General features: G+C 68.7%; 21 protein-coding genes and 1 pseudogene. 15 read left to right on the top strand and 7 right to left on the bottom strand.

The window, feature by feature from the left end; genetic code table 11:
- Positions 1-6: 6 nt before the first annotated feature.
- The 7 genes from KME77_RS25560 (at position 7) to KME77_RS25530 (ending at position 4,838) form a co-directional block, all read left to right on the top strand.
- Positions 7-267 (top strand): hypothetical protein, encoded by a 261-nt coding sequence (locus tag KME77_RS25560; protein WP_219471483.1) that lies wholly within the window; start codon positions 7-9, stop codon positions 265-267.
- 397 nt (positions 268-664) lie between these two features.
- Positions 665-1,504 carry a helix-turn-helix domain-containing protein gene (locus KME77_RS25555; RefSeq protein ID WP_219471482.1) on the top strand — a complete coding sequence of 280 codons (840 nt, stop codon included), beginning with the start codon at positions 665-667 and terminating at the stop codon, positions 1,502-1,504.
- Between the two features lie 623 nt (positions 1,505-2,127).
- A complete protein-coding gene (locus KME77_RS29555; protein WP_219471481.1) occupies positions 2,128-2,328 on the top strand; it encodes a DUF397 domain-containing protein in 201 nt (66 codons plus the stop codon).
- A 170-nt stretch (positions 2,329-2,498) separates the two neighbouring features.
- Entirely contained in the window at positions 2,499-2,723 is a 225-nt protein-coding gene (locus KME77_RS25545; RefSeq protein WP_219471480.1) for a DUF397 domain-containing protein, read from the top strand.
- A gap of 113 nt (positions 2,724-2,836) precedes the next feature.
- Complete coding sequence (gene mscL, locus KME77_RS25540; protein WP_219471479.1) at positions 2,837-3,256, top strand: large conductance mechanosensitive channel protein MscL; 420 nt, start codon at positions 2,837-2,839, stop codon at positions 3,254-3,256.
- A gap of 38 nt (positions 3,257-3,294) precedes the next feature.
- Complete coding sequence (locus KME77_RS25535) at positions 3,295-3,879, top strand: hypothetical protein (RefSeq protein WP_246610726.1); 585 nt, start codon at positions 3,295-3,297, stop codon at positions 3,877-3,879.
- Positions 3,864-4,838, top strand: a complete 975-nt coding sequence (locus KME77_RS25530) for an epimerase (RefSeq protein WP_308250901.1) — start codon at positions 3,864-3,866, stop codon at positions 4,836-4,838. Before KME77_RS25535 ends, KME77_RS25530 begins: the two co-directional genes overlap by 16 nt.
- Here the strand turns inward: KME77_RS25530 and KME77_RS25525 are convergent.
- Complete coding sequence (locus KME77_RS25525) at positions 4,835-5,746, bottom strand: threonine ammonia-lyase (protein WP_219471478.1); 912 nt, start codon at positions 5,744-5,746, stop codon at positions 4,835-4,837. The genes KME77_RS25530 and KME77_RS25525 overlap by 4 nt on opposite strands.
- Positions 5,747-5,773: 27 nt before the next feature.
- On the opposite strand from KME77_RS25525, the gene pip reads away from it, so the two are divergent.
- Positions 5,774-6,745 carry a prolyl aminopeptidase gene (pip, locus tag KME77_RS25520; protein ID WP_219471477.1) on the top strand — a complete coding sequence of 324 codons (972 nt, stop codon included), beginning with the start codon at positions 5,774-5,776 and terminating at the stop codon, positions 6,743-6,745.
- Here the strand turns inward: pip and KME77_RS25515 are convergent.
- The gene (locus KME77_RS25515) at positions 6,690-7,247 is read right to left on the bottom strand and encodes a phosphatase PAP2 family protein (protein WP_219471476.1); all 558 of its coding nucleotides are present in this window, start codon (positions 7,245-7,247) and stop codon (positions 6,690-6,692) included. The genes pip and KME77_RS25515 overlap by 56 nt on opposite strands.
- A 152-nt stretch (positions 7,248-7,399) precedes the next feature.
- Between KME77_RS25515 and KME77_RS30420 the strand changes: the two genes are divergently transcribed.
- On the top strand, positions 7,400-8,194 hold the full coding sequence (locus KME77_RS30420; RefSeq protein ID WP_308250900.1) for a universal stress protein: 795 nt from the start codon (positions 7,400-7,402) through the stop codon (positions 8,192-8,194).
- On the opposite strand, the gene KME77_RS25505 is transcribed toward KME77_RS30420, so the two are convergent.
- Entirely contained in the window at positions 8,191-9,309 is a 1,119-nt protein-coding gene (locus KME77_RS25505) for a glycosyltransferase (protein WP_219471475.1), read from the bottom strand. The two genes, KME77_RS30420 and KME77_RS25505, sit on opposite strands and share 4 nt — an antisense overlap.
- Complete coding sequence (locus KME77_RS25500; protein ID WP_219471474.1) at positions 9,306-10,277, bottom strand: glucosyl-3-phosphoglycerate synthase; 972 nt, start codon at positions 10,275-10,277, stop codon at positions 9,306-9,308. The genes KME77_RS25505 and KME77_RS25500 overlap by 4 nt, the downstream gene beginning before the upstream one ends.
- 105 nt (positions 10,278-10,382) lie before the next feature.
- Here KME77_RS25500 and KME77_RS30415 point away from each other — a divergent pair, with 105 nt between their 5' ends.
- Together KME77_RS30415 and KME77_RS25490 are read left to right on the top strand one after the other, a co-directional pair.
- Positions 10,383-11,345 carry a Gfo/Idh/MocA family protein gene (locus KME77_RS30415; protein ID WP_219471473.1) on the top strand — a complete coding sequence of 321 codons (963 nt, stop codon included), beginning with the start codon at positions 10,383-10,385 and terminating at the stop codon, positions 11,343-11,345.
- Entirely contained in the window at positions 11,335-12,426 is a 1,092-nt protein-coding gene (locus KME77_RS25490; protein ID WP_246610723.1) for a zinc-dependent alcohol dehydrogenase, read from the top strand. The genes KME77_RS30415 and KME77_RS25490 overlap by 11 nt, the downstream gene beginning before the upstream one ends.
- Before the next feature lie 9 nt (positions 12,427-12,435).
- On the opposite strand, the pseudogene KME77_RS30580 reads toward KME77_RS25490, so the two are convergent.
- The 3 genes and pseudogenes from KME77_RS30580 to KME77_RS25480 all read right to left on the bottom strand — a co-directional run.
- Positions 12,436-13,614 (bottom strand): annotated as a pseudogene (locus tag KME77_RS30580) (MGH1-like glycoside hydrolase domain-containing protein); the annotation flags it as partial.
- Positions 13,611-14,396, bottom strand: a complete 786-nt coding sequence (locus tag KME77_RS25485) for a sugar phosphate isomerase/epimerase family protein (protein ID WP_219471471.1) — start codon at positions 14,394-14,396, stop codon at positions 13,611-13,613. The pseudogene KME77_RS30580 and the gene KME77_RS25485, both read right to left, overlap by 4 nt.
- 2 nt (positions 14,397-14,398) lie before the next feature.
- Entirely contained in the window at positions 14,399-15,427 is a 1,029-nt protein-coding gene (locus tag KME77_RS25480; protein ID WP_219471470.1) for a zinc-binding dehydrogenase, read from the bottom strand.
- Positions 15,428-15,735: 308 nt separating this feature from the next.
- Here KME77_RS25480 and KME77_RS25475 point away from each other — a divergent pair, with 308 nt between their 5' ends.
- The 4 genes from KME77_RS25475 to KME77_RS25460 all read left to right on the top strand — a co-directional run.
- The gene (locus KME77_RS25475; protein ID WP_219471469.1) at positions 15,736-17,103 is read left to right on the top strand and encodes an ABC transporter substrate-binding protein; all 1,368 of its coding nucleotides are present in this window, start codon (positions 15,736-15,738) and stop codon (positions 17,101-17,103) included.
- Positions 17,100-18,008 (top strand): carbohydrate ABC transporter permease, encoded by a 909-nt coding sequence (locus KME77_RS25470; protein WP_219471468.1) that lies wholly within the window; start codon positions 17,100-17,102, stop codon positions 18,006-18,008. Before KME77_RS25475 ends, KME77_RS25470 begins: the two co-directional genes overlap by 4 nt.
- Positions 17,995-18,840, top strand: coding sequence for a carbohydrate ABC transporter permease (locus KME77_RS25465; protein ID WP_308250899.1), 846 nt, complete (start codon positions 17,995-17,997; stop codon positions 18,838-18,840). The genes KME77_RS25470 and KME77_RS25465 overlap by 14 nt, the downstream gene beginning before the upstream one ends.
- Before the next feature lie 3 nt (positions 18,841-18,843).
- The coding region (locus KME77_RS25460; protein WP_219471467.1) for a winged helix-turn-helix domain-containing protein at positions 18,844-19,051 on the top strand (208 nt) is incomplete at its 3' end.

The raw sequence follows: 19,051 nt of genomic DNA, 5'->3' as shown, positions 1-19,051 counted from the left end.
ACCGGTGTGGCCATCGCCCTCGCAGGCGTCGCAGAGTACGTAGGCGTCGAACTCGGGTGCCCGATAGACCCGCGTGAGCAGCGCCGGTCGGCGCACCTGCAACCCCAGGCCACGCGCTCGGTCATCGAGGTCGGCGAACGCCCAGGAGTCGAGAATCTCGAGGAGGTTGACGAGGAGGCGACTGAAGGTATTACGAACCGTCGGTTTTCTGGCTATGTTGCTAACATCCACGGTGGATCGTCCTTTGGCTCTGGCAGCGTTGGATGATCGATCTTCAGCGGGGCCGGTGCGGCTACACCGGCCCCGCTTCGCGTCTCGGCCTGGCGTCGTGAGACCCGGGCGGCTGGAACCCGGGGCGCTCTTCCTACGGGCATCACGTCCTCCTTGTGTCTTTAGCTCCTCATAGCGGCGTTGTACCCGTTGATGGGAGTGCCTATGGCAATTGCCAATGGAACGTGTCGGTGACGTTTGCCTTACTGATATGCCACAAGCAAACACAGAGGCATAAGCTCTCGACACGCCCCTATGCATGAGGGGGATCGGTCATGAGCGAGGGCAATGGCGCCGAAGGCAACCGCGCGGCCGCTACGGTAGGCGGGACTGCGCAACATCCTGACCTGTACGCCAGGCCGGTCCTGGACACCGCGGCGCAGAAGGACACTCGATGACTACGCCGAACCCCACCCTCAGGCAGAGGCAACTCGCTGCCCGTCTACGCGACCTACGTCACCAGGCAGGACTGAACATCGCCGACGTCGCCGAGAGACTTCTGTGCTCACCCGCCAAGATCAGCCGGATAGAGACCGCTCAGCGCCGCGTCAGCCTGCGCGACGTCCGCGACCTTTGCAACCTCTACAACGCCGACCCGTCACCCCTGATGGCCCTCGCCAAGGACGCCCAGCAGAGGGAATGGTGGCAGGAGTACGACGACCCCGAATTCCGGGACATGATCGGCTTGGAGGTGGAGGCGTCGGCGATCGTCGAGTACGAGACCACCACTGTGCCCGGTTTGCTCCAGACGGAGGACTACGCCAGGGCCATGATCCGGGGCTGGCTACCCCGCATAGCCGGCGACATCCTGGACGATCGCGTGGCCGCGCGTATGAAGCGTCAGGACCTGTTGCACAGACTCGACCCCCCGCGATACTGGGTGCTGCTCGACGAGTCAGCGCTCTGGAGACATGTCGGCGGCGTACAGACGATGCACGAGCAGCTGGATCACCTCGCCCGGATGGCCGAGCTGCCGCAGATCACGATTCAGGTGATCCCCTTCACTGTGGGCGCCCACATGGGCTTCGACAGCGCTTTCAGGCATCTCGCGTTCGACAACAAGTCAGGCATCGCCGACACCGTCTTCGTGGAGCACCAGATGGGCCACTTCTATCTGGAGGGCTACCGGGTCGACCGATTCAAGGAAATCATCGATTACCTGCGCGCGATGGCGGAGAGCCCGCAGGACTCCAGGAAACGGATAACCGATATGGCGACAAAATTCCACCCCTAACTAATGTCGCCCCGACCTACGGCTTCAGCGTATTATGCGAGGCGGCGCGTCTCGCCATATGACAATGCCTGGAACTGTGAAGCGGAAATTTATCTCACCGGATGGCCGACAGCACACACAGGCCACCGTTCCGCACGCTCTCATGGCGGCGGTAAACGAGCAGATTCGCACACCAACATATTCGATCACCGACCGGCCGATCACTGCTTTCTTTCTGTTGCGGCAAGCAGACTGCGACCTCGTAACGCATTGGAGGAGAAGCACGTGCCGATCGGCCTGTCCCGAAGGGTCGCTGCAGGGACTTGCGGCGATCACCACTCGTTGCCGTCGCACGGGCTTCGATCCCGCACCAAGCTACCCGGACTCCCCCAACGTGTCACGAGTCTGCTGCTATGGGAGGCTCTGAGCGCCTTTGTCCAGGTAAAGCGTGCAGAAATACCTCCAAGGCAAGCGCCACTGGCAAGTGCATGAGTGATAAAGTGCGTCTCTCACGTCTACTGGAGAGCGCAATCTCCAGCCGATCGGGCACAGGGGGTTCTTCTGTGCCCGATCGCCCATTTCACCTTGCTTCTGCTGCACGTCGCCCGACCTGAGCGTGCGGCTATAAACGTAGAGGAGGCACCGTGCCTAATCCGTCGAATATTGAAACGGATATTCAGTGGCGCACTTCATCACGCTGCAACAACGGAAACTGCGTAGAGGTCGCCCGCATCTCCGACAACACCATAGGCGTTCGCGACAACAAAGTCCAGAACGGCCCTGTACTAACTTTCACCATCGCCGAGTGGCGTAAATTCGTCAACCGGCTTCAGGGCGGCGAATAACAGACTCGAGCTTTACGTGAAGCGGGGTGGGCATCAGCAGATGGCCACCCCGAAGCGACCCGTTCTCCACATGCTCCTCTTGAATCACAACGGCCACAAACGCCCTCTCGGCACAGTAGTAAAATCGCGTCGGCGCAAACCCCTATAGCCGACTCTGCGGGAGGTAGCGCATGAAACCCCCACCTGGCCTAAGCCGCGCCGTCTGGCACTCGTGTAACAACGGCTCATGCGTCGAAGTCACCGTGCTGGACAACCGGGTTTGGGTGCGGGGCAGCACGGACGTCACCGGCGCCGTCCAAGCGTTCACGTACGAAGAGTGGGATACCTTCATCGAAGGAGCGAAGAAGGGTCTCTTCGATCGGGAACAGCTCGCTTCCAGGCCTGACCAGCGGTAACGTTCCGCACATGGCTCTGTGCAAGATCAAGGTTTCACCACGAGCCCCGGCATATGCCGACATCAGGACCGCGTAGCGTTTGACTGTCCTTCGACCGGCTACATAGCGATGCTATGGGCGGATTCAGGAAGTTTCTGTTACGTGGCAACATCGTCGAGTTGGCGATCGCGGTCATTGTCGGGGCCACCTTCAGCGGCCTGGTGCAGGCGCTGGTCGCCGACCTCATCACCCCTCTGATCGGGGCGATCACCGGCGGCAAGCAGCCGGACTTCGCCCAGTACACCTTCACGATCAACGGCAGCCAGTTCAAGTACGGTGACTTCCTCAACCACCTCATCACCTTCATCGTCATCGCGGCGGTGGTCTACTGGCTGATCGTGGCGCCGATGAACCGGCTGGTGGCGTTGTTCGAGAAGGACAAGGCGGCCACGACCAAGGAGTGCCCGGAGTGTCTGAGTGAGATTCCGGCGGAGGCGCGGCGGTGTGCTCACTGCACCGCGGAGCTGGTCCCGGACTCGCACAAACCGCAGTAGGCGGCAGCCGGCGGGACGGCATCCGACAAGATGGGCGGATGAGCGTTGAGTTGATGGTCTGGGACGAGGCCGCGCCGATCGGCAAGGATCAGGCGCGGGCCGTCTACCTGGAGGCCAAGCGGGGCGAGCCCACGACAGACGTGCCCGAGGTGGCCAAGGAGCTGCCGGGTGTTGTCACGGCTTATCCAGGACATGTGCTGGTGACGATGACCCCGGACACGATGGATGAGATGTCCGGGCAGGTGTTCGGGGTCGCACGGGCGCATGGGCTGGTCTGTTACGACCCGCAGCGGGATCTGGTGCACAACGTCGCGCCGCTCGGCGTGTACGAGGGGATGCAGCTGCACACCGGGGACGGGATGGTGGTGCACGATCCCGATCTGGGCCTGGTGCGCGACGTGCTGGGCACCATGGCGCCGCAGAACCCGTTCGTGGCGCTGGTGAACTTCGGGCGGCACTTCATCCAGGTTTCTCCCGAAAAGGGGGGATTTGAGGTGGAGTACAAGGAAGGGACGCTGCGGCGGGCGGAGGTCGGTGAGCTGGAGGAGATCCGGCGGGCCTTCCATGAGTACGCCATCGGGGAGCGGGGATTCCTGGAGCGCCTGCGGTGGGAGAGCGCCTGATGAAGGTGGTGCTGGCGGGAGGAACGGGGCAGGTCGGGGCGATTCTCGATCGGGCGCTCACGGCCGGCGGCCATGAGGTCGTCATCCTGACCAGGCGACCGGTACGCGAGCGTGAGGTTCACTGGGACGGCGAGAGCCTGGGGCCGTGGGTGAGGGAGGTCGACGGCAGCGACCTTGTCGTCAACCTGGCCGGGCGCAGCGTGAACTGCCGTTACACCCCGGCGAGCCTCCAGGCGATGATGGACTCGCGGGTGCGCTCCGCCCGGGCCGTGGGGGAGGCGATCGCGGCCGCCGCGCTGCCGCCCCGGGTCTGGTTGCAGATGAGCACCGCCACCATTTACGCCCACCGCTTCGACGCGCCCAACGACGAGGCCACCGGTGTGATCGGCGGCGCGGAGCCCGATGTCCCGCGTTACTGGGCGTACAGCGTCAAGATCGCGAAGGAGTGGGAGCGGGCGCAGGAGGAGGCCGAGACCCCGCACACGCGTAAGGTGAGCCTGCGCACCGCCATGGTGATGAGTCCGGATCGGGGCGGGGTCTTCGACGTTCTGTCGCGGATGGCGCGGATCGGGCTGGGTGGTCCGGTGGCGGGCGGGGCGCAGTACGTGTCATGGATCCACGAGCGGGATTTTGTCCGGGCTGTTCAGTTTCTGGCCCAGCGGGATGATCTCGGCGGGGCGGTCAACCTCGCCGCTCCCGGTCCTCTGCCGCAGCGCGCGTTCATGCGGGTGCTGCGGCAGGCATGGGGTGTTCCGGTGGGGCTGCCTGCGACCAGGTGGATGGCGGAGCTCGGCGCGCTCGCGTTGCGATCGGACACCGAGCTGCTGTTCAAGAGCCGCCGGGTGGTCCCGGGCAGGTTGCTCGGCGCGGGGTTCGTCTTCGAGCACGGGGAATGGGCGGCCGCCGCGGCCGATCTGGTCGAGCGAGCACGGCGAGCCGCCACTCCCCGCGCCTGCTAGATCACCTGGCGGTACAGGTCGGGATCGACGTTGCCGCCCGACAGGACGAGGACCGTGCGGCCCTGCGGGAGGTGGCCGGCGAGCATGGCCGCGGTCGTCACGGCGCCGCTGGGCTCGGCGACCAGCCGGGCGGTGCGCGCGAGGTGGGTCATGGCGGAGCGGATCTCGTCCTCCGTCACGGTGACGATGCCGTCGAGGTGTTCGCGCAGGTGGGCGAAGGTCAGCTCGGACAGGTCGGCCCGCAGACCGTCGGCGATCGTACGGAAGGTGCGGCTGGTGTCCCAGGACACGGGATGCCCGGCTTGCAGGCTTTCGAGGGCGTCGGCGGCGAGCGCGGGTTCGACGCCCAGGACGGTGACCGAGGGGCGCAGCGCCTTGACGGCCGAGGCGATGCCCGAGGCCAGGCCGCCGCCGCTGACCGGGGTCACGACCACCTCGACGTCGGGCAGGTCCTCGACGATCTCCAGGCCGATGGTGCCCTGCCCGGCGATGATGGCCAGGTGGTCGTACGGGGGGATCATGGTCAGGCCGCGTTCGCCGGCGAGCGCCATCGCGGCGCTGATGCGCTGCGGGGGCGGGACGGTGACCAGTTCGGCGCCGTGACGTCTGATGGCGTCGGCCTTCACGGCGGGCGTGCCCTCGGGGACCACGACGACGCACGGGATGCCGAACTGCTTGGCGGCGTAGGCGATGGCCTGGCCGTGGTTGCCGGAGGAGTGCGTCACGACGCCTGAGGGGCGCAGCGAGGCGACGGCGTTGTAGGCGCCGCGGATCTTGAACGAGCCGACCCGCTGGAGGCTCTCGGGTTTGATCCAGGCGCCTTCCACCGGGACCAGAGGGGTGCGTAGTGTGACGGGTTTGATGCGGTCGGCTGCGGCGTGGATGTCGTCGATCGTCACCAGTTCCATCGAACAAGTATGAAACGGTGCATATCCATGAGAACCCTCTACCCCTCCGTCGAGCCCTACGACTCGGGTCTGCTGGACGTCGGCGACGGCAACCAGATCTACTGGGAGACCGTCGGCAACCCCGACGGCAAGCCGGCCGTCATGCTGCACGGCGGCCCGGGTGGCGGCTGCACCACCAAGCACCGCCGCCAGTGGAACCCCGAGCTGTACCGGATTGTCCTGTTCGACCAGCGCAACTGCGGGCGCAGCCTGCCGCACGCGAGTGATCCCGGCACGTCGCTGGAGACCAACACGACCTGGAGCCTGGTCGCCGACATGGAGCGGCTGCGGGAGCATCTGGGGATCGACCGGTGGCAGGTGTTCGGCGGGTCGTGGGGCAGCACGCTGGCCCTCGCGTACGCGCAGACGCACCCCGGAAGGACGACCGAGCTGGTGCTGCGCGGCATCTTCACGCTGCGGCCGGAGGAGTTGCACTGGTTCTACCAGGAGGGCACCTCCAGGATGTTCCCCGACCTGTGGGAGCAGTTCGTCGCGCCGATCCCGGCCGAGGAGCGGGGCGACCTGATCGCGGCCTTCCGCGCGCGGCTGGAGGGCGACGACGACGAGGCGCGGCTGGCGGCGGCCGAGGCGTGGTCGCGATGGGAGGGCGGGACGGTCACGCTGCTGCCCGATCCGGAGCTGGTGGCGGAGTTCGGGGAGGCGAAGATGGCCGTGGCGTTCGCCCGGATCGAGAATCACTTCTTCACCCACGGCGGCTGGATGGAGCCCGGTCAGCTCATCGCGAACGTGGACCTGATCCGCCACATCCCGGCCGTCATCGTCCAGGGCCGCTACGACGTGTGCACGCCCATGGCCACGGCCTGGGACCTGCACCAGGCGTGGCCGGAGGCGAGGTTCGAGGTGGTGGACGACGCCGGGCACGCCGCCACCGAGCCGGGCATCGTCAGCCGGCTCGTTGCGGCGACAGACGGCTTCGCGCCAGCCGTACCATCGGCGTGACCGCTCCCACCAGCAGCAAAGCGAACAGCGGGGCCAGCGCCAAGCCGATCAGGAAGCCCGCCGCGACGTCGTGCGGATAGTGCACGCCGACGAACACGCGCGAGAACGCCATCAGCACGGCCAGCGGGAGCACCGCCCAGGCCAGCGCCCGCCAGGCCAGGACGAGCGTTCCCGCGGCCCCGGCCGCGATGACCGAGTGGTTGCTCGGGAACGACCAGTCGTCCGGGGGCGGGCACGCGGCGATCGTCGCGATCCCGTCCCGGCAGGGCCGTCCCTCCCGGACGAACGTCTTGACGATCTCGCTGAGCACGTACGCGCAGACCACGCCCGCAGGGCCCGCGATCGCGATCGCCAGGTCACGCGCCGGCGCGTTCCTGGCCCGCCACCAGCACAGCAGGAACAACGCGGCGAAGACGAACAGGCCGGCGTCGGTGCCCACCTCCGCGAGGGTGTGCAGCCACGCGGGCGTGGTGAGGGCGAAGTCGACGATGTCGCGGTACAAAACATGTCCAATCGATGAACCGGTGATGACGCGACCCTACAAACGATCACCGTCCGACATCTCCACCAAACGACCAAAATTCCTGAAAAGGGGTCCTCCGTATGGAGGAGAGTGGAGGCGTATGCCCAGCTCACAGCGGGTAAGGACCATCCGTGATCGGAGAGCACGTGATCGTCGGGTACAACGGCGACGCAGGGGGAAGCGACGCTCTCGCCCTGGGTGCCGCGATCACGCGGGTCACCGGCGGCGAGCTCACCGTGGCGGTGATCTACCCGCCGGGCAGCCCGGGGCTGGCGGTCGAGGCGCAGGCCAACCTGGCGCACGCGGCCAAGGAGCTGGGCGACGTGCCGGCCGAGTACATGGCGTTCGAGAGCAGGGGCTCCGGGCGCGGCCTGGCGGTGCTGGCGAGCCGGATCAAGGCGGACCTGATCGTGGCCGGGTCGGCGCGCGGCGGCCGGCACGGCGGCATCACGATCGGCGCCACGTCCGACCACCTGCTGCACCTGTCCCCCGAGGCGGTGATGCTGGCGCCGTCGGGCTACCTGCCGCCGGACGAGCCGTCGCGGCTCACGCTGGCGTACGTGCACCGGCCGCAGTGCGACGCCGCCGTGGAGCGGGTGGCGCGGGCCGCGCTCCGGCTGGGGGCGCCGCTCCGGCTGATCACGCTGGACCTGCGTACGGAGGATCCCGGCCGGCTCGGCGACGACCTGGCGCTGGCCGTACGCCTGGCCTGGGAGACGACCGGGATCGAGGCGGAGTCGGAGATCGCCGAGGGGCACGACGTGGCCGCGGCCCTCGCGACGATCGAGTGGCTGCCCGGTGAGCTGCTCGTCTGCGCGGCCAGCGAGGACGCGCAGCCGCACCGGGTCTTCCTCGGGGAGGTGGCGATGAAGGTGCTCAAGTCAGCCGCGTGCCCGGTCGCCGTCCTGCCCCGCGGTTTCTCCTAGGACCGTTTCCGCACCTGCTCGTACAGCTCCAGGTAGCGGTCGGCCATGACCGACGGCGAGAAGCGGCGGCGCGCCTCCGCGCGGCACTCCTCCGGGTCGATCTCGTCGATCCGCAGCACCCATTCGGCCAGCTCCTCCTCCGTGTCGGCGAGGAACCCGGTACGCCCGTGCTCGATGATCTCCGGCATGCAGCCGCGCCGCAGCGCCACCGGCGGCACCCCCAGCGACAGGGCCTCCACCACGGCGGTGCCGCCGGGTTCGTCCCATTGGATGGGGAACAGCGCGGCTCGCGCGGAGGCGTAGAGCTGGTCGCGCGTGTCGCCGCCCACCGAGCCGATCCAGCGCACCAGGTCGCCGTCGAGGTAGGGCGCGAGCGTGTCCGCGTAGTAGCGGACGTCGGGGTGCCCGTGCAGCGGATGCTCCGGGTCCTGGACGACCGCCTCCAGCTCGGCGGGGGTGTCCAGGCCGCTCACCGGCCCGGCCAGGACGAGCGGCAGGCCCAGCTTCTGGCAGATCCTGGCCGCCACGTGCTGCCCCTTGAGCCCGCAGACCCTGCCCATGACGGCCAGGTGCTCGCCGCGTTCGGCGCGGATGTCGCGGTCGGCCAGCGGGGTGGCCAGCAGGACGGAGCCGAGCGAGGCCGCGCGCAGCGCCTCCGGCGCGCGGGCGATCTGGGAGTCCGACACGCCGTTGACCGCGATCGAGCGCGGGAACGCTCCATAGAAGGCGGCGTGCTTGCGCAGGTCCCAGTGCAGCGTGTGCAGGACGGGCGGGCCGCCGAGCGCGGCCAGCACGGCCGGTCCCACCACCTCCAGGTGGTCGTGGACCAGGTCGAGGTCGTCGCGGGCGGCGATCTCGCGCGCCACGCGGGCCTGATGGGCGTGCGCGATGCCCATGACCTGGTTGTACGGCTTCTGCAGGTCGCCGAACTGGCCCTCGTCGAAGACGCTGATCAGCTCGTCCACCTCGATCGTGCTCGACCCGACGGAGGCCAGCACGATCCGCACCCCGCGTTCGCGCAGGCAGGGCACGAGCGTGGCGACCACGTTCTCGATCCCGCCGTAGCCGGCGGGCGGTACGGGCAGCCATGGCCCGGCGTTCATCAGGATGTTCACGCGACGTCCCCCACCGCGAGCGTGGCGAGCGGAGGCCGCTCGGCGACGGTCATGTCCACCAGGTCCGTCTCCCCGTCCAGCCCGAACTGCAGCAGCATGTGATCGGGCGATTGCGCGCTCACCACCCGGCCCTGCCGTTCCAGGCGGGACCAGGCGGTGAGCATGATCTGGCCGGCCATCCGGCCCAGCGCGGGCATCGGCTGGTGCGCGTGTGTCCTGGTGCCGAGGTCGACCTGGGCCATCGCGTCCAGGCCGGTCAGTTCGAGCAGGTCGACCAGCAGGCCGAACTCGACGCCGTACTCGGTGACGAACGGGACCTGTTCCAGGACCTCGCGGCGGGCGGCGTACTCACCGCCGAGCGGCTGGACGAACCCCGCCAGCTCCGGCCAGAACAGGTTGAGCAACGGCCTGGCCAGCAGCTCGGTGACCCGGCCGCCGCCGCCGCGCTGGGGCACGCCGTCCTCGCCGGTGTACGGGCGTTCGTAGGCGGCCTTGACGAAGTGGGTCTTGGGGTCCAGGAGCAGCGGCCCGAGCAGCCCGGAGACGAAGTGGGAGCCGAAGTTGCGCAGATCGGCGTCCACGAACACGATCAGGTCGCCCTTGGCGGCGGCCAGCCCCTTCCACAGCGCCTCCCCTTTGCCGGTCAGCGGTGGAAGGTGCGACAGTACGGCGTTCTGCGCCACCACGCGGGCTCCGGCGGCGGCGGCCACGGCGGCGGTCGAATCGGTGGAGTTGGAATCGACGACGACGATCTCGTCCACGAGGGGTGCCCGTTCGACGAGGTCGCGGCGGATCACGGTGACGATCTCGCCCACTGTGCTCTCTTCGTCACGAGCAGGCAGGACGACACTCACCGTGGTCGTTCCCTTGGCCAGCAGGAGGGCTTCGACCGGCCACTCGGCCGCGACGCTCGAGTGGGGGCCGTACCATTCCTGGACTCTGGACAAGGCCCGCAAATCTTTCCCCATGCAGTATGCCCCGATCTGTTCTGTTCAGGTCGGCGACATCTGCCCCATCAAGGCATCTCTGAACATCTTCGTTTCATTCAATGAAATTGTGGGATAAGGCGGGACGTGTCGCCCATCACGCGTATCGGCATCATCGGTGCCGGAAATGTTGCTGCCCGTCACGCTGACGTCTTGTCCGGTTTTCCGGATGTTTCCATCGCCGGCGTCGCCGACCCGGACCTGCGCAGAGCCCAGGCGCTCGCCGCGAAGCACGGCTCGCCCGCCTTCGAGAGCCACGCCGGCCTCCTGGAGGCCGGCGGGCTGGACGCCGCGTACGTCTGCGTGCCGCCCTTCGCCCACGGCACCCCGGAAGAAGACGCCCTGTCATGCGATCTCCCACTATTTGTGGAAAAACCGCTCTCCCTTGACCTGGCCACCGCCGAGCGGATCGCCGCGGATCTCGACCGCCGGGGCCTGCCCTCGGCCGTCGGGCACCACTGGCGCTACCTCGACATCCTCTACCAGGCCCGGGACCTGCTCGGGGACCGGCCCGTGCGGCTGGCGCTGGGGTACTGGCTGGACAAGGTGCCCCCGGTCGGCTGGTGGCTGAAGCCGGACATGTCGGGCGGTCAGCTGGTCGAGCAGGCCGTCCACGTCCTCGACCTGGCCCGCGTGCTGGTCGGCGAGGTGTCCATGGTGCACGCCGTACCGGCTGACAACAGCACGGCCGGTGAGGTCGACCGGGCCACGGCCGCGGTGCTGCGCTTCGCCGGCGGCGCGGCCGGGACGCTGGCCGCCACCAGCCTGCTCGTCCGCAAACACCGGGCCGGGCTGGAGGTGCACGCCGAGGGCATCACGCTGGAGCTCGGCGAGGAACGGCTGCTCATCGACGGCGAGACCGTGATCGAGGCGGACGGACAGGCCAAGACCCGGGTGGATCGGACGTTCGTCGACGCCGTACAGGGTAGGGAGGCCGACGTGCGCGCGCCCTACCAAGAGGCGCTGAGGACCCACAGGCTGGCCCTCGCCCTGGCGCGGTCGGCCATCGAGAGGAAACCGGTGACACTTGATCAACGTCTTGAGCATTGAGGCACCTGGCGAGGTCACGCTGGTGGAGGAGAAGCCGGCGGACGTGCCGGAGGGCGGCTTCCGGGTCGCCACCGCCTACAGCGGGATCTCGGCCGGCACCGAGCTGACCTACGTCAAGGGCACCAACCCGTACCTGTCGGCGAGCTGGGACCGGGCGCTCGGGCTGTTCGCCGAGGGCACGCCGTCCATCGGCTACCCCGTGCGCGGCATCGGGTACATGCAGGTGGGCCGGGTGGTCGAGACGCGGACGCGGGCCGTGCGCGAGGGCGCGCTGGTGGCGATGGCGTACGGGCACCGCACCGGCTACGTGGCCGACCCACTGGCCGACAGGTTCGTGGAGCTGCCCGGCGACCTGGACCCGATGCTCGGCGTCTACGTGGCGCACATGGGGCCGATCTGCGCGAACGGGCTCCTGCACGCCGCCGCCGACCTGCACGGCCCCGCCGTCCGGGACCTCGGCGACGGGGTGCGCGGCAGGCGCGTGGCCGTGGTCGGCGCAGGGGTCGTCGGGCTGCTGACGGCCTCGTTCGCCCTCGCGTACGGCGCGGCGGAGGTCGTGGTCGTGGACGAGACCCCGGCCAGGCTGGACATCGCCGCGGCGCTCGGGGCCGACGTACTGGCCACGGAGCAGGACCCCGCCGTGGAGCTGAAGCGGCGCTGGCGGCACGCCCCCGACGACCGGGGCGCCGACGTGGTGTTCCAGTGCCGCGGCAGGCCCCGGGCTCTGGCCCTGGGGCTCAGGCTGCTCCGGCCGCAGGGCACGCTCGTGGACCTGGCCTTCTACACCGAGGGCGCGGACGAGGTGCGCCTGGGCGAGGAGTTCCACCACAACGGCCTGTCGGTGCGCTGCGCCCAGATCGGCAGGGTGCCGCGCGGCCTGGCGCACGCCTGGGACCGCGAGCGGCTCTCGTACGAGACGATCGCGCTGCTGCGGCAGCGCGGTGACCTGCTACGCCGGCACGTGATCACCGACGTCGTCGGCTTCGCCGAGGCCCCCCAGTTCCTGTCCGAGCTGGCCGCCCGGAGCCGGCACTCCGTCCAGGCCGTGCTCCGCGGCGACGTCGAGGACGAGCGCGGCTGACCAGCTGAAGTCGTGGCAGCCGTGGCCCTGGAGGGTGAACGGGTCGAAGTACTCGCGGAACCCAGACTCGGTGACCGCCCTGATCATGCCGTCGGCCAGCGGCCCGGCCAGGTCGGCGCGGCGGTGCCGCAGGCCCTGCCAGACCAGCCAGGACAGGTTGATCCAGCTCGGCCCGCGCCAGTAGCGCGCCCGGTCGTACTCGGGCGCGGACGGCGCGAAGCTGGGCAGCACCCCGTCCTTCAGCCCGAACAGGTCGAGCGCGGTGCCGATCAGCGTGTTGGCGATGTCGCGCGGCAGGTCCGGCAGCATGAGCGGGACCAGCCCGGCGGCGCTGCTGGAGCGCAGCAGGTGGCCGGTGAGCACGTCGCGGGAGTGGAACAGGCCCTCGTCGAAGAGATGCTCGACCATGGCCGCGGTGATGGCGGCGGCCTCCTGGTGGTGCGGCTCCGGGTCCGCGCCGCACACCTCCGCGATCTTCGCCAGGGACAGCTCCGCCACCCCGTACGCGGCGTTGAACAGCGGATCCTCGACACGGAACGCGCCGGCGCGCCGGTAACCGGTGTCGCGGTAGGCGCGGGCGAGCGCGACGTAGCACTCGTAGTCGCGGTCGGTGGGCCGCTCGTCGGCGCTGACGTGACCGAGGTCCTTGCGGGTGACGCCCGCGGGCCCGGCCTCGACGGCGGCCAGCGGCAGGTCCCAGGCCGGGCTGTTGTCCATGCCCGACTCCCAGGGGTGCACGATCGAGATCAGCCCCTCGGGCGAGCGGCGCGCGGCGCGCAGGAAGTCCTGCTGGGCGACCAGCCGCGGGTAGAGCCTGCGCAGGAAGACCGGGTCGGGCTCGGCCAGGTGCACCTGCCAGGCGGCCAGCGCGTGCACGGGCGGCTGCACGATGCCGGAGGTGGCCGAGCCGGAGGGGGCGCGCACCATCCAGAACTCGGGGCCGGGGAAGTAGGCGCCCTCGGGCACCCTGGGGTTGAACACGATGTGCGGCACCCTGCCGTCACGCCACTGGGAGCCGAACAGCGCGAGCAGCTCCGACCTGGCCCGGCGCGGCGACCAGCGGGCGTTGCCGATGGCGATGAAGGCGGAGTCCCAGCTCCACTGATGGGGGTAGAGCCGGCGGGAGGGGACGGTGTAGCTGCCGTCCCAGTTGGCGACCAGGACGCGCACGGCGTCGCGGAGGATCATAGGTATTTCCTGATGAAGGCCGCCGTCTGGGGCAGGACGATCTCCGGCTCGCCGCGCAGGCGGCATTCGAGCGCGAGGTAGCCGTCGTAGCCGAGGGCGTCGAGGGTGGCCAGCTGCGCGCCCCAGTCGAGGTGGCCGGTGCCCGGCTGGTTGCGGTTCGACTCGCTGATCTGCATGTGCGCGAGGTAGGGCGCCGCCTCAATCAGCGAGCGGCAGGGGTCGTCCTCCTCGATGTTCATGTGGTAGGTGTCGCCGACGATCCTGATGGAGTCCATGGAGCAGTACGACACGGCCTCGGCGAGGGTGTTGACCATGTGGTTCTCGTAGCGGTTGAGCGGCTCCAGCATGATCAGCACGCCGTTGCGGTGCGCGTGCTCGCCGAGCACGGCCAGCGCCTCGGCCAGTACCTCGCGGTCCTCCTCCGGGCTGCGCGGCGGCTCGAACGGCGGCAGCCTGCGCGAGAACTGGCCCCAGGAGGCGGGCGTCATCACCCCGATGCCGCCCAGCTCGGCGATGACCGTGAGCTGCGAGCGCAGCTGCTGGATGGCGTCCATGCGCTTGCCGGGGTCGAAGTCGCCGATGAAGTGCGGCATCTCCACGCACACGGTCGGCATGACGACGCCGTCGGCCAGGGCCCGCTTGAGCTCGGTCAGGCGGCCGGCGAAGTGGAAGTCCCCCTTCCCGCGCAGCTCGATCGCGTCGAACCCGGCGTCGAGCGCGAACGCGAACTTCTCCTGCAGCGTGCGACCGGGCAGAAGCTGCTCCTGTGCGGCAAGCCTCACTGTCACTCCTCGAATTGGAAGACGAGCTGAAGCACCTCGGACGGGTGCCTGTCGATCAGGTCGAAGGCGGCGGGCGCGTCGCCGACCGGCATGACGTGGCTGACCAGGCTCTGGACGTCGATCTCGCCCCGGTGCACGAGCTCCATGAACGTGCGCTGGAGTCGTTCGACGTCCCAGCGGTGCGACAGCCACGAGGCGACGCCGCCGATCTGCGAGGACACGAGCTGCACCTGGTTGTGGTGGAACTCCTCGCCGAGCCGCAGCCCGGCGCCGTCGCCCTGGTAGAAGCCCGCGGCCACGACCCGGCCGCCCCTGCGCACGGTCCTGATCGCCTCGTGCAGGCCCAGGTGGTTGCCGCTCAGCTCGATGGCGGTGTCGGCGCCCTCGATCCGCTTGCGGATGAACTCGGCCACGCTTCCGCCGGTGACGTCGAAGGTCTCGGCGGCGCCGTACGACCTGGCCAGTTCGAGGCGGGCGGGGATGGCGTCGGCGGCGACGACCCTGGCCCCGCTCAGCACGGCGAGCCGGGTGGCCAGCAGGCCGATGACGCCCTGCCCGAAGATCGCGACCTGGTCGCCCAGGTGGATGTCGGCGGCGTGCACGGCGTTGAGCGCGATCGCGCCGACGCGGGCGAAGACGCCGCCGATCGGCTCCGCGCCGGGCGGCAGGACGTGGCCGACCAGCCTCTCGGCAGGGACGACGGCCTCGCTTCGGTGGCCCCAGATGCCCCAGACGAGCTGACCGACCGGCGGGTCGGCGACGTCGGGCGCCGCCTCCACCACCTCGCCGACCTCCTGGTAGCCCCAGCCGGCCAGCGGGTAGGCGTGGGTCTTGCCGTTGAGGAACAGCCGCTGCTCGGCGTCCCATTTGCGGGAGAGATAGGGGTTCGTACCGCGATAGGCGGTGAGTTCGGTGCCCGCGGAGACGCCCGAATAGAGCGTACGGACCCGCACGCAGCCCGCCTCAAGCTCGGCGGGCGACTCCAGGCCGACGCGGACACGGCCTGGCTCTTCAAAGGTGATGACGCGCATTCCCCACACTTACGCTTTTTGATCAGACAGAAGGTAAAGGTTTAGTAGTTGTTCGCACACGATACTTGCGCTCAGAACACTCGTAAGTCTACGACTTCCGCCCGACGCCACTACCGAAATTGGCGTTTCTCAAGAGTGTCTTCCGGTAAGCGAGCTTACCGATATAACCCGTCCGCTACCTACCCCTCTTGTCCGGCGCGCCCCCGAACACGAGCCGGGTACAGACCGGTCTCGTCTCGACTACCGCTAGTTGCGTCGCCCGACTTAGGGGTAAAGGGCCGCATATCCCCGTACGGGAGGAGTGCGTCATGCCCCATCAGATGCCCGCCGTCCTCGCCGTCGCCCTGCTGGCAGCGGCCTCGCTGACGGCGTGCGGCGACGACGGAGGCGGCTCGCAGGCCGCCGACGAGATCACGGTCTGGACCGAGGAGAACCTCGAGGACCGGATGACCGTGCAGAACCAGATCGTCGCCGACTTCACCAAGAAGACCGGTATCAAGGTCAAGCTGGTCGGCGTGGCCGAGGACCAGTTCAGCCAGGTGATCACCACGGCCGCGGCCGCCGACGACCTGCCCGACGTGATCGGCGCGCTGCCCCTGGCCTCCATCCGCGAGCTGGAGGCCAACGACCTGCTCGACACCGAGACGCCCGGCCGGATCGTCGACAAGCTCGGCAGGAGCGGGTTCTCGGCGCGGGCGCTGGAGCTCGACTCGTCGGGCGGCAAACTGCTGGCCGTGCCGAGCGACGGGTGGGCGCAGCTCATCCTCTATCGCAAGGACCTGTTCCAGAAGGCCGGGCTGGAGCCGCCGGACACCTACGAGGCGCTGGAGGCGGCGGCGAAGAAGCTGAACACGGGCGGGGTCGCGGGCATCACGCTGGCCGTGGCGCCGAAGGACTCGTTCACCGCGCAGAGCTTTGAGCACGTGGCCCTCGCGAACGGCTGCCAGCTAGTCGACAATTCCGGAAATGTTGCCCTTAATGCGCCACAGTGCGTGAAAGCATTTGACTTCTACGCAAAGCTCGCAAAAGACTATTCGGTCAAGGGGAAGCAGGACGTCGACTCCACCCGTGCCACCTACTTCGCGGGCAGGGCGGCGATGACGATCTGGTCGTCGTTCATCCTGGACGAGCTGGCCGGGCTGCGCAACGACGCCAAGCCGAGCTGCCCCGAGTGCAAGGGCGACCCCGAGTGGCTGGCCAAGAACACCGGCGTGGTCACCGCGCTGAAGGGGCCCGACGGGACTCCCGCCCAGTACGGGGAGATCGTCTCCTGGGCCGTCATCCGGGACGCCGCCAAGGAGCCCGCCGCCCAGTTCGTCTCGTACATGATGAACGAGGGTTACGACCGGTGGATCGGGATGGCTCCGGAGGGCAAGTTCCCCACCCGGACCGGCTTCGCCGACAAGTGGAACAAGCTGCCCGCCGGCGTGGACACCAAGAAGCCGCTGGCCGAGGTCTACCCGGCCGAGGTGCTGGACACGCTGCGCAAGAGCCCTGACACCTTCGCCCGGTGGGGCATCCCGCAGGGCCAGGGCAAGCTGATCGGCGCCACGATGGGCGAGCTGCCCGTGCCCAGGGCGCTGAGCGGGCTGGTGGACGGCTCCCTGACCCCGCAGGCCGCCGCCGACCAGGCCAAGAAGGACGTCGAGACCATCAAGCGCGGGATCCGAGGGTGACCCGGACCCTGAAGCAGAGGGAGAACAGGGCCGGGCTGGCGCTGATCTCGCCGACACTGATCATCACGCTGGTCGTGGTGGTGGTGCCGCTGCTGTGGGCGATCATGCTCGCGTTCCAGGACGTGCGGCTGATCAACATCCGCAGGGTGGGCGTCTTCGGGCACTACACGCTGGAGAACTTCGCGTACGTGATCTCCGAGCCGGGGTTCTGGTCCTCCCTGGTCAACACGCTCATCTACACCGTCGCCGGCACCGCGCTGTCGATCGTGATCGGGCTGGTGGCCGCGCTGGCGCTGCGCGACCGGTTCAAGGGGCGCACGCTCGTCAGGGCCTCCATCCTCATCCCGTACGTGGCGCCGGTCGTGGCGGCAGCCTTCCTGTGGGAGACGATGCTCAACCCCGACTACGGCATCGTCAACTCCTGGCTGGGCACCCACATCGCCTTCCTCACCCAGGCCAAGGGCACGTTCCTGGGCGTCGAGGTGCCGGTGGCGCTGCTGACCGTGATCGCGTTCGAGGCGTGGCGGTACTTCCCGTTCGCGTTCCTGTTCATCCTGGCCAGGCTGCAGGCGCTGCCCGGGGAGCTGGAGGAGGCGGCGGTGGTGGACGGGGCCACGCCGACGCAGCGCTTCCGTCACGTGATCATGCCGCAGCTCTGGCGGGTGGTCGCGCTGCTGTCGGTGCTGCGGTTCGTCTTCACCTTCACCAAGTTCGACGACGTGTACCTGCTGACCGGCGGCGAGGCGGGGACGGGGGTGGTCAGCGTGCGCGTCTACGACTTCCTGACCGCGCGCAACGACATCGGCGCCTCGGCCGCGCAGGCGATCGTGCTGGCGCTCGTCCTGGTCGTGTTCCTGGCCCTGTACCTCAGGTTCTTCTCGGGAGGCGAGCGTGAGCAGGGATAGGTTCGAGCGGGCGCTGTTCAGGTGGCTGAAGCCGCTGGTGATCCTCGTGCTGTTCCTGGTCACCGCGTTCCCGTTCTTCTACATGGTGACGCTGTCGGTGCGCGACATCCAGGAGCTGATCCTGGAGCGGGGCTCGATCTGGCCGCGCTCGTTCACCTTCGACACGTACGTGAACGTGCTGACCCGGCAGGGTTTCGTCACGTTCATGCGCAACAGCGCGATCGTCTCGGTCATCTCGGTGGCGGTCACGCTGCTGATCTCGATCCCGGGCGCGTACGCCGTGGCCAGGCTGCGCTTCTTCGGGCGGCGGCAGGTGCACTTCCTGTTCCTGGCCGTCTACCTGTTCCCGGCGATCGTGCTGGCCATCCCGCTGTTCGTGCTCTTCACGATGCTGGGGCTCCGGGGCTCCTTGCTGGGGTTGATCCTGGTATATGTCGCACAGACGGTGCCCGTCACGGTATACATGCTGCGCAATTACTTCGAGACCGTGCCGCAGAGCGTGGAGGAGGCGGCGGCGATCGACGGCTGCACCCGCCTGTCGACCATCTGGCGGGTGGTGCTGCCGCTGTCCAAGCCCGCGCTCATGGCGACGGGTCTCTACGCGTTCATGATCGCCTGGAACGAGTTCCTGTTCGCCCTGCTCTTCCTGCTCGAGAAGCGGGAGAGCTGGACGGTCTCCCTGGGGCTCTCCCAGCTGGCGGGCAGCATCGAGATCCCGACGACCGTGCTCATGGCGGGATCGGTGGTCCTGACGCTGCCCATCGTTATCGTGTTCTTCGCCAGCGAGCGCCTGCTGACGGAGGGGCTGACGGCAGGAGCGGAGAAGGGGTAGACCATGCTGACGGCGGGCCAGATCCTCCAGTTGATCCGCACCAGGGCCTGCCGTACGCGCAAGGAGCTCATCGAGTACACCGGTCTGTCCCGGTCGACGATCACCGACCGGGTGGACCGGCTGATCGAGGCCGGATACGTCCACGAGTCCGGCGTCGGCGTCTCCGGGGGCGGCCGGCCGCCCTCGGTGCTCGACGTGGACGCCGCCCGGC

Origin of the sequence: Nonomuraea rhizosphaerae (assembly GCF_019396405.1) — a bacterium.
GTDB lineage: Bacteria > Actinomycetota > Actinomycetes > Streptosporangiales > Streptosporangiaceae > Nonomuraea > Nonomuraea rhizosphaerae.
The sequence above is the reverse complement of the archived record's forward strand: the minus strand, read 5'-3'. Positions and strand labels throughout refer to the sequence as shown.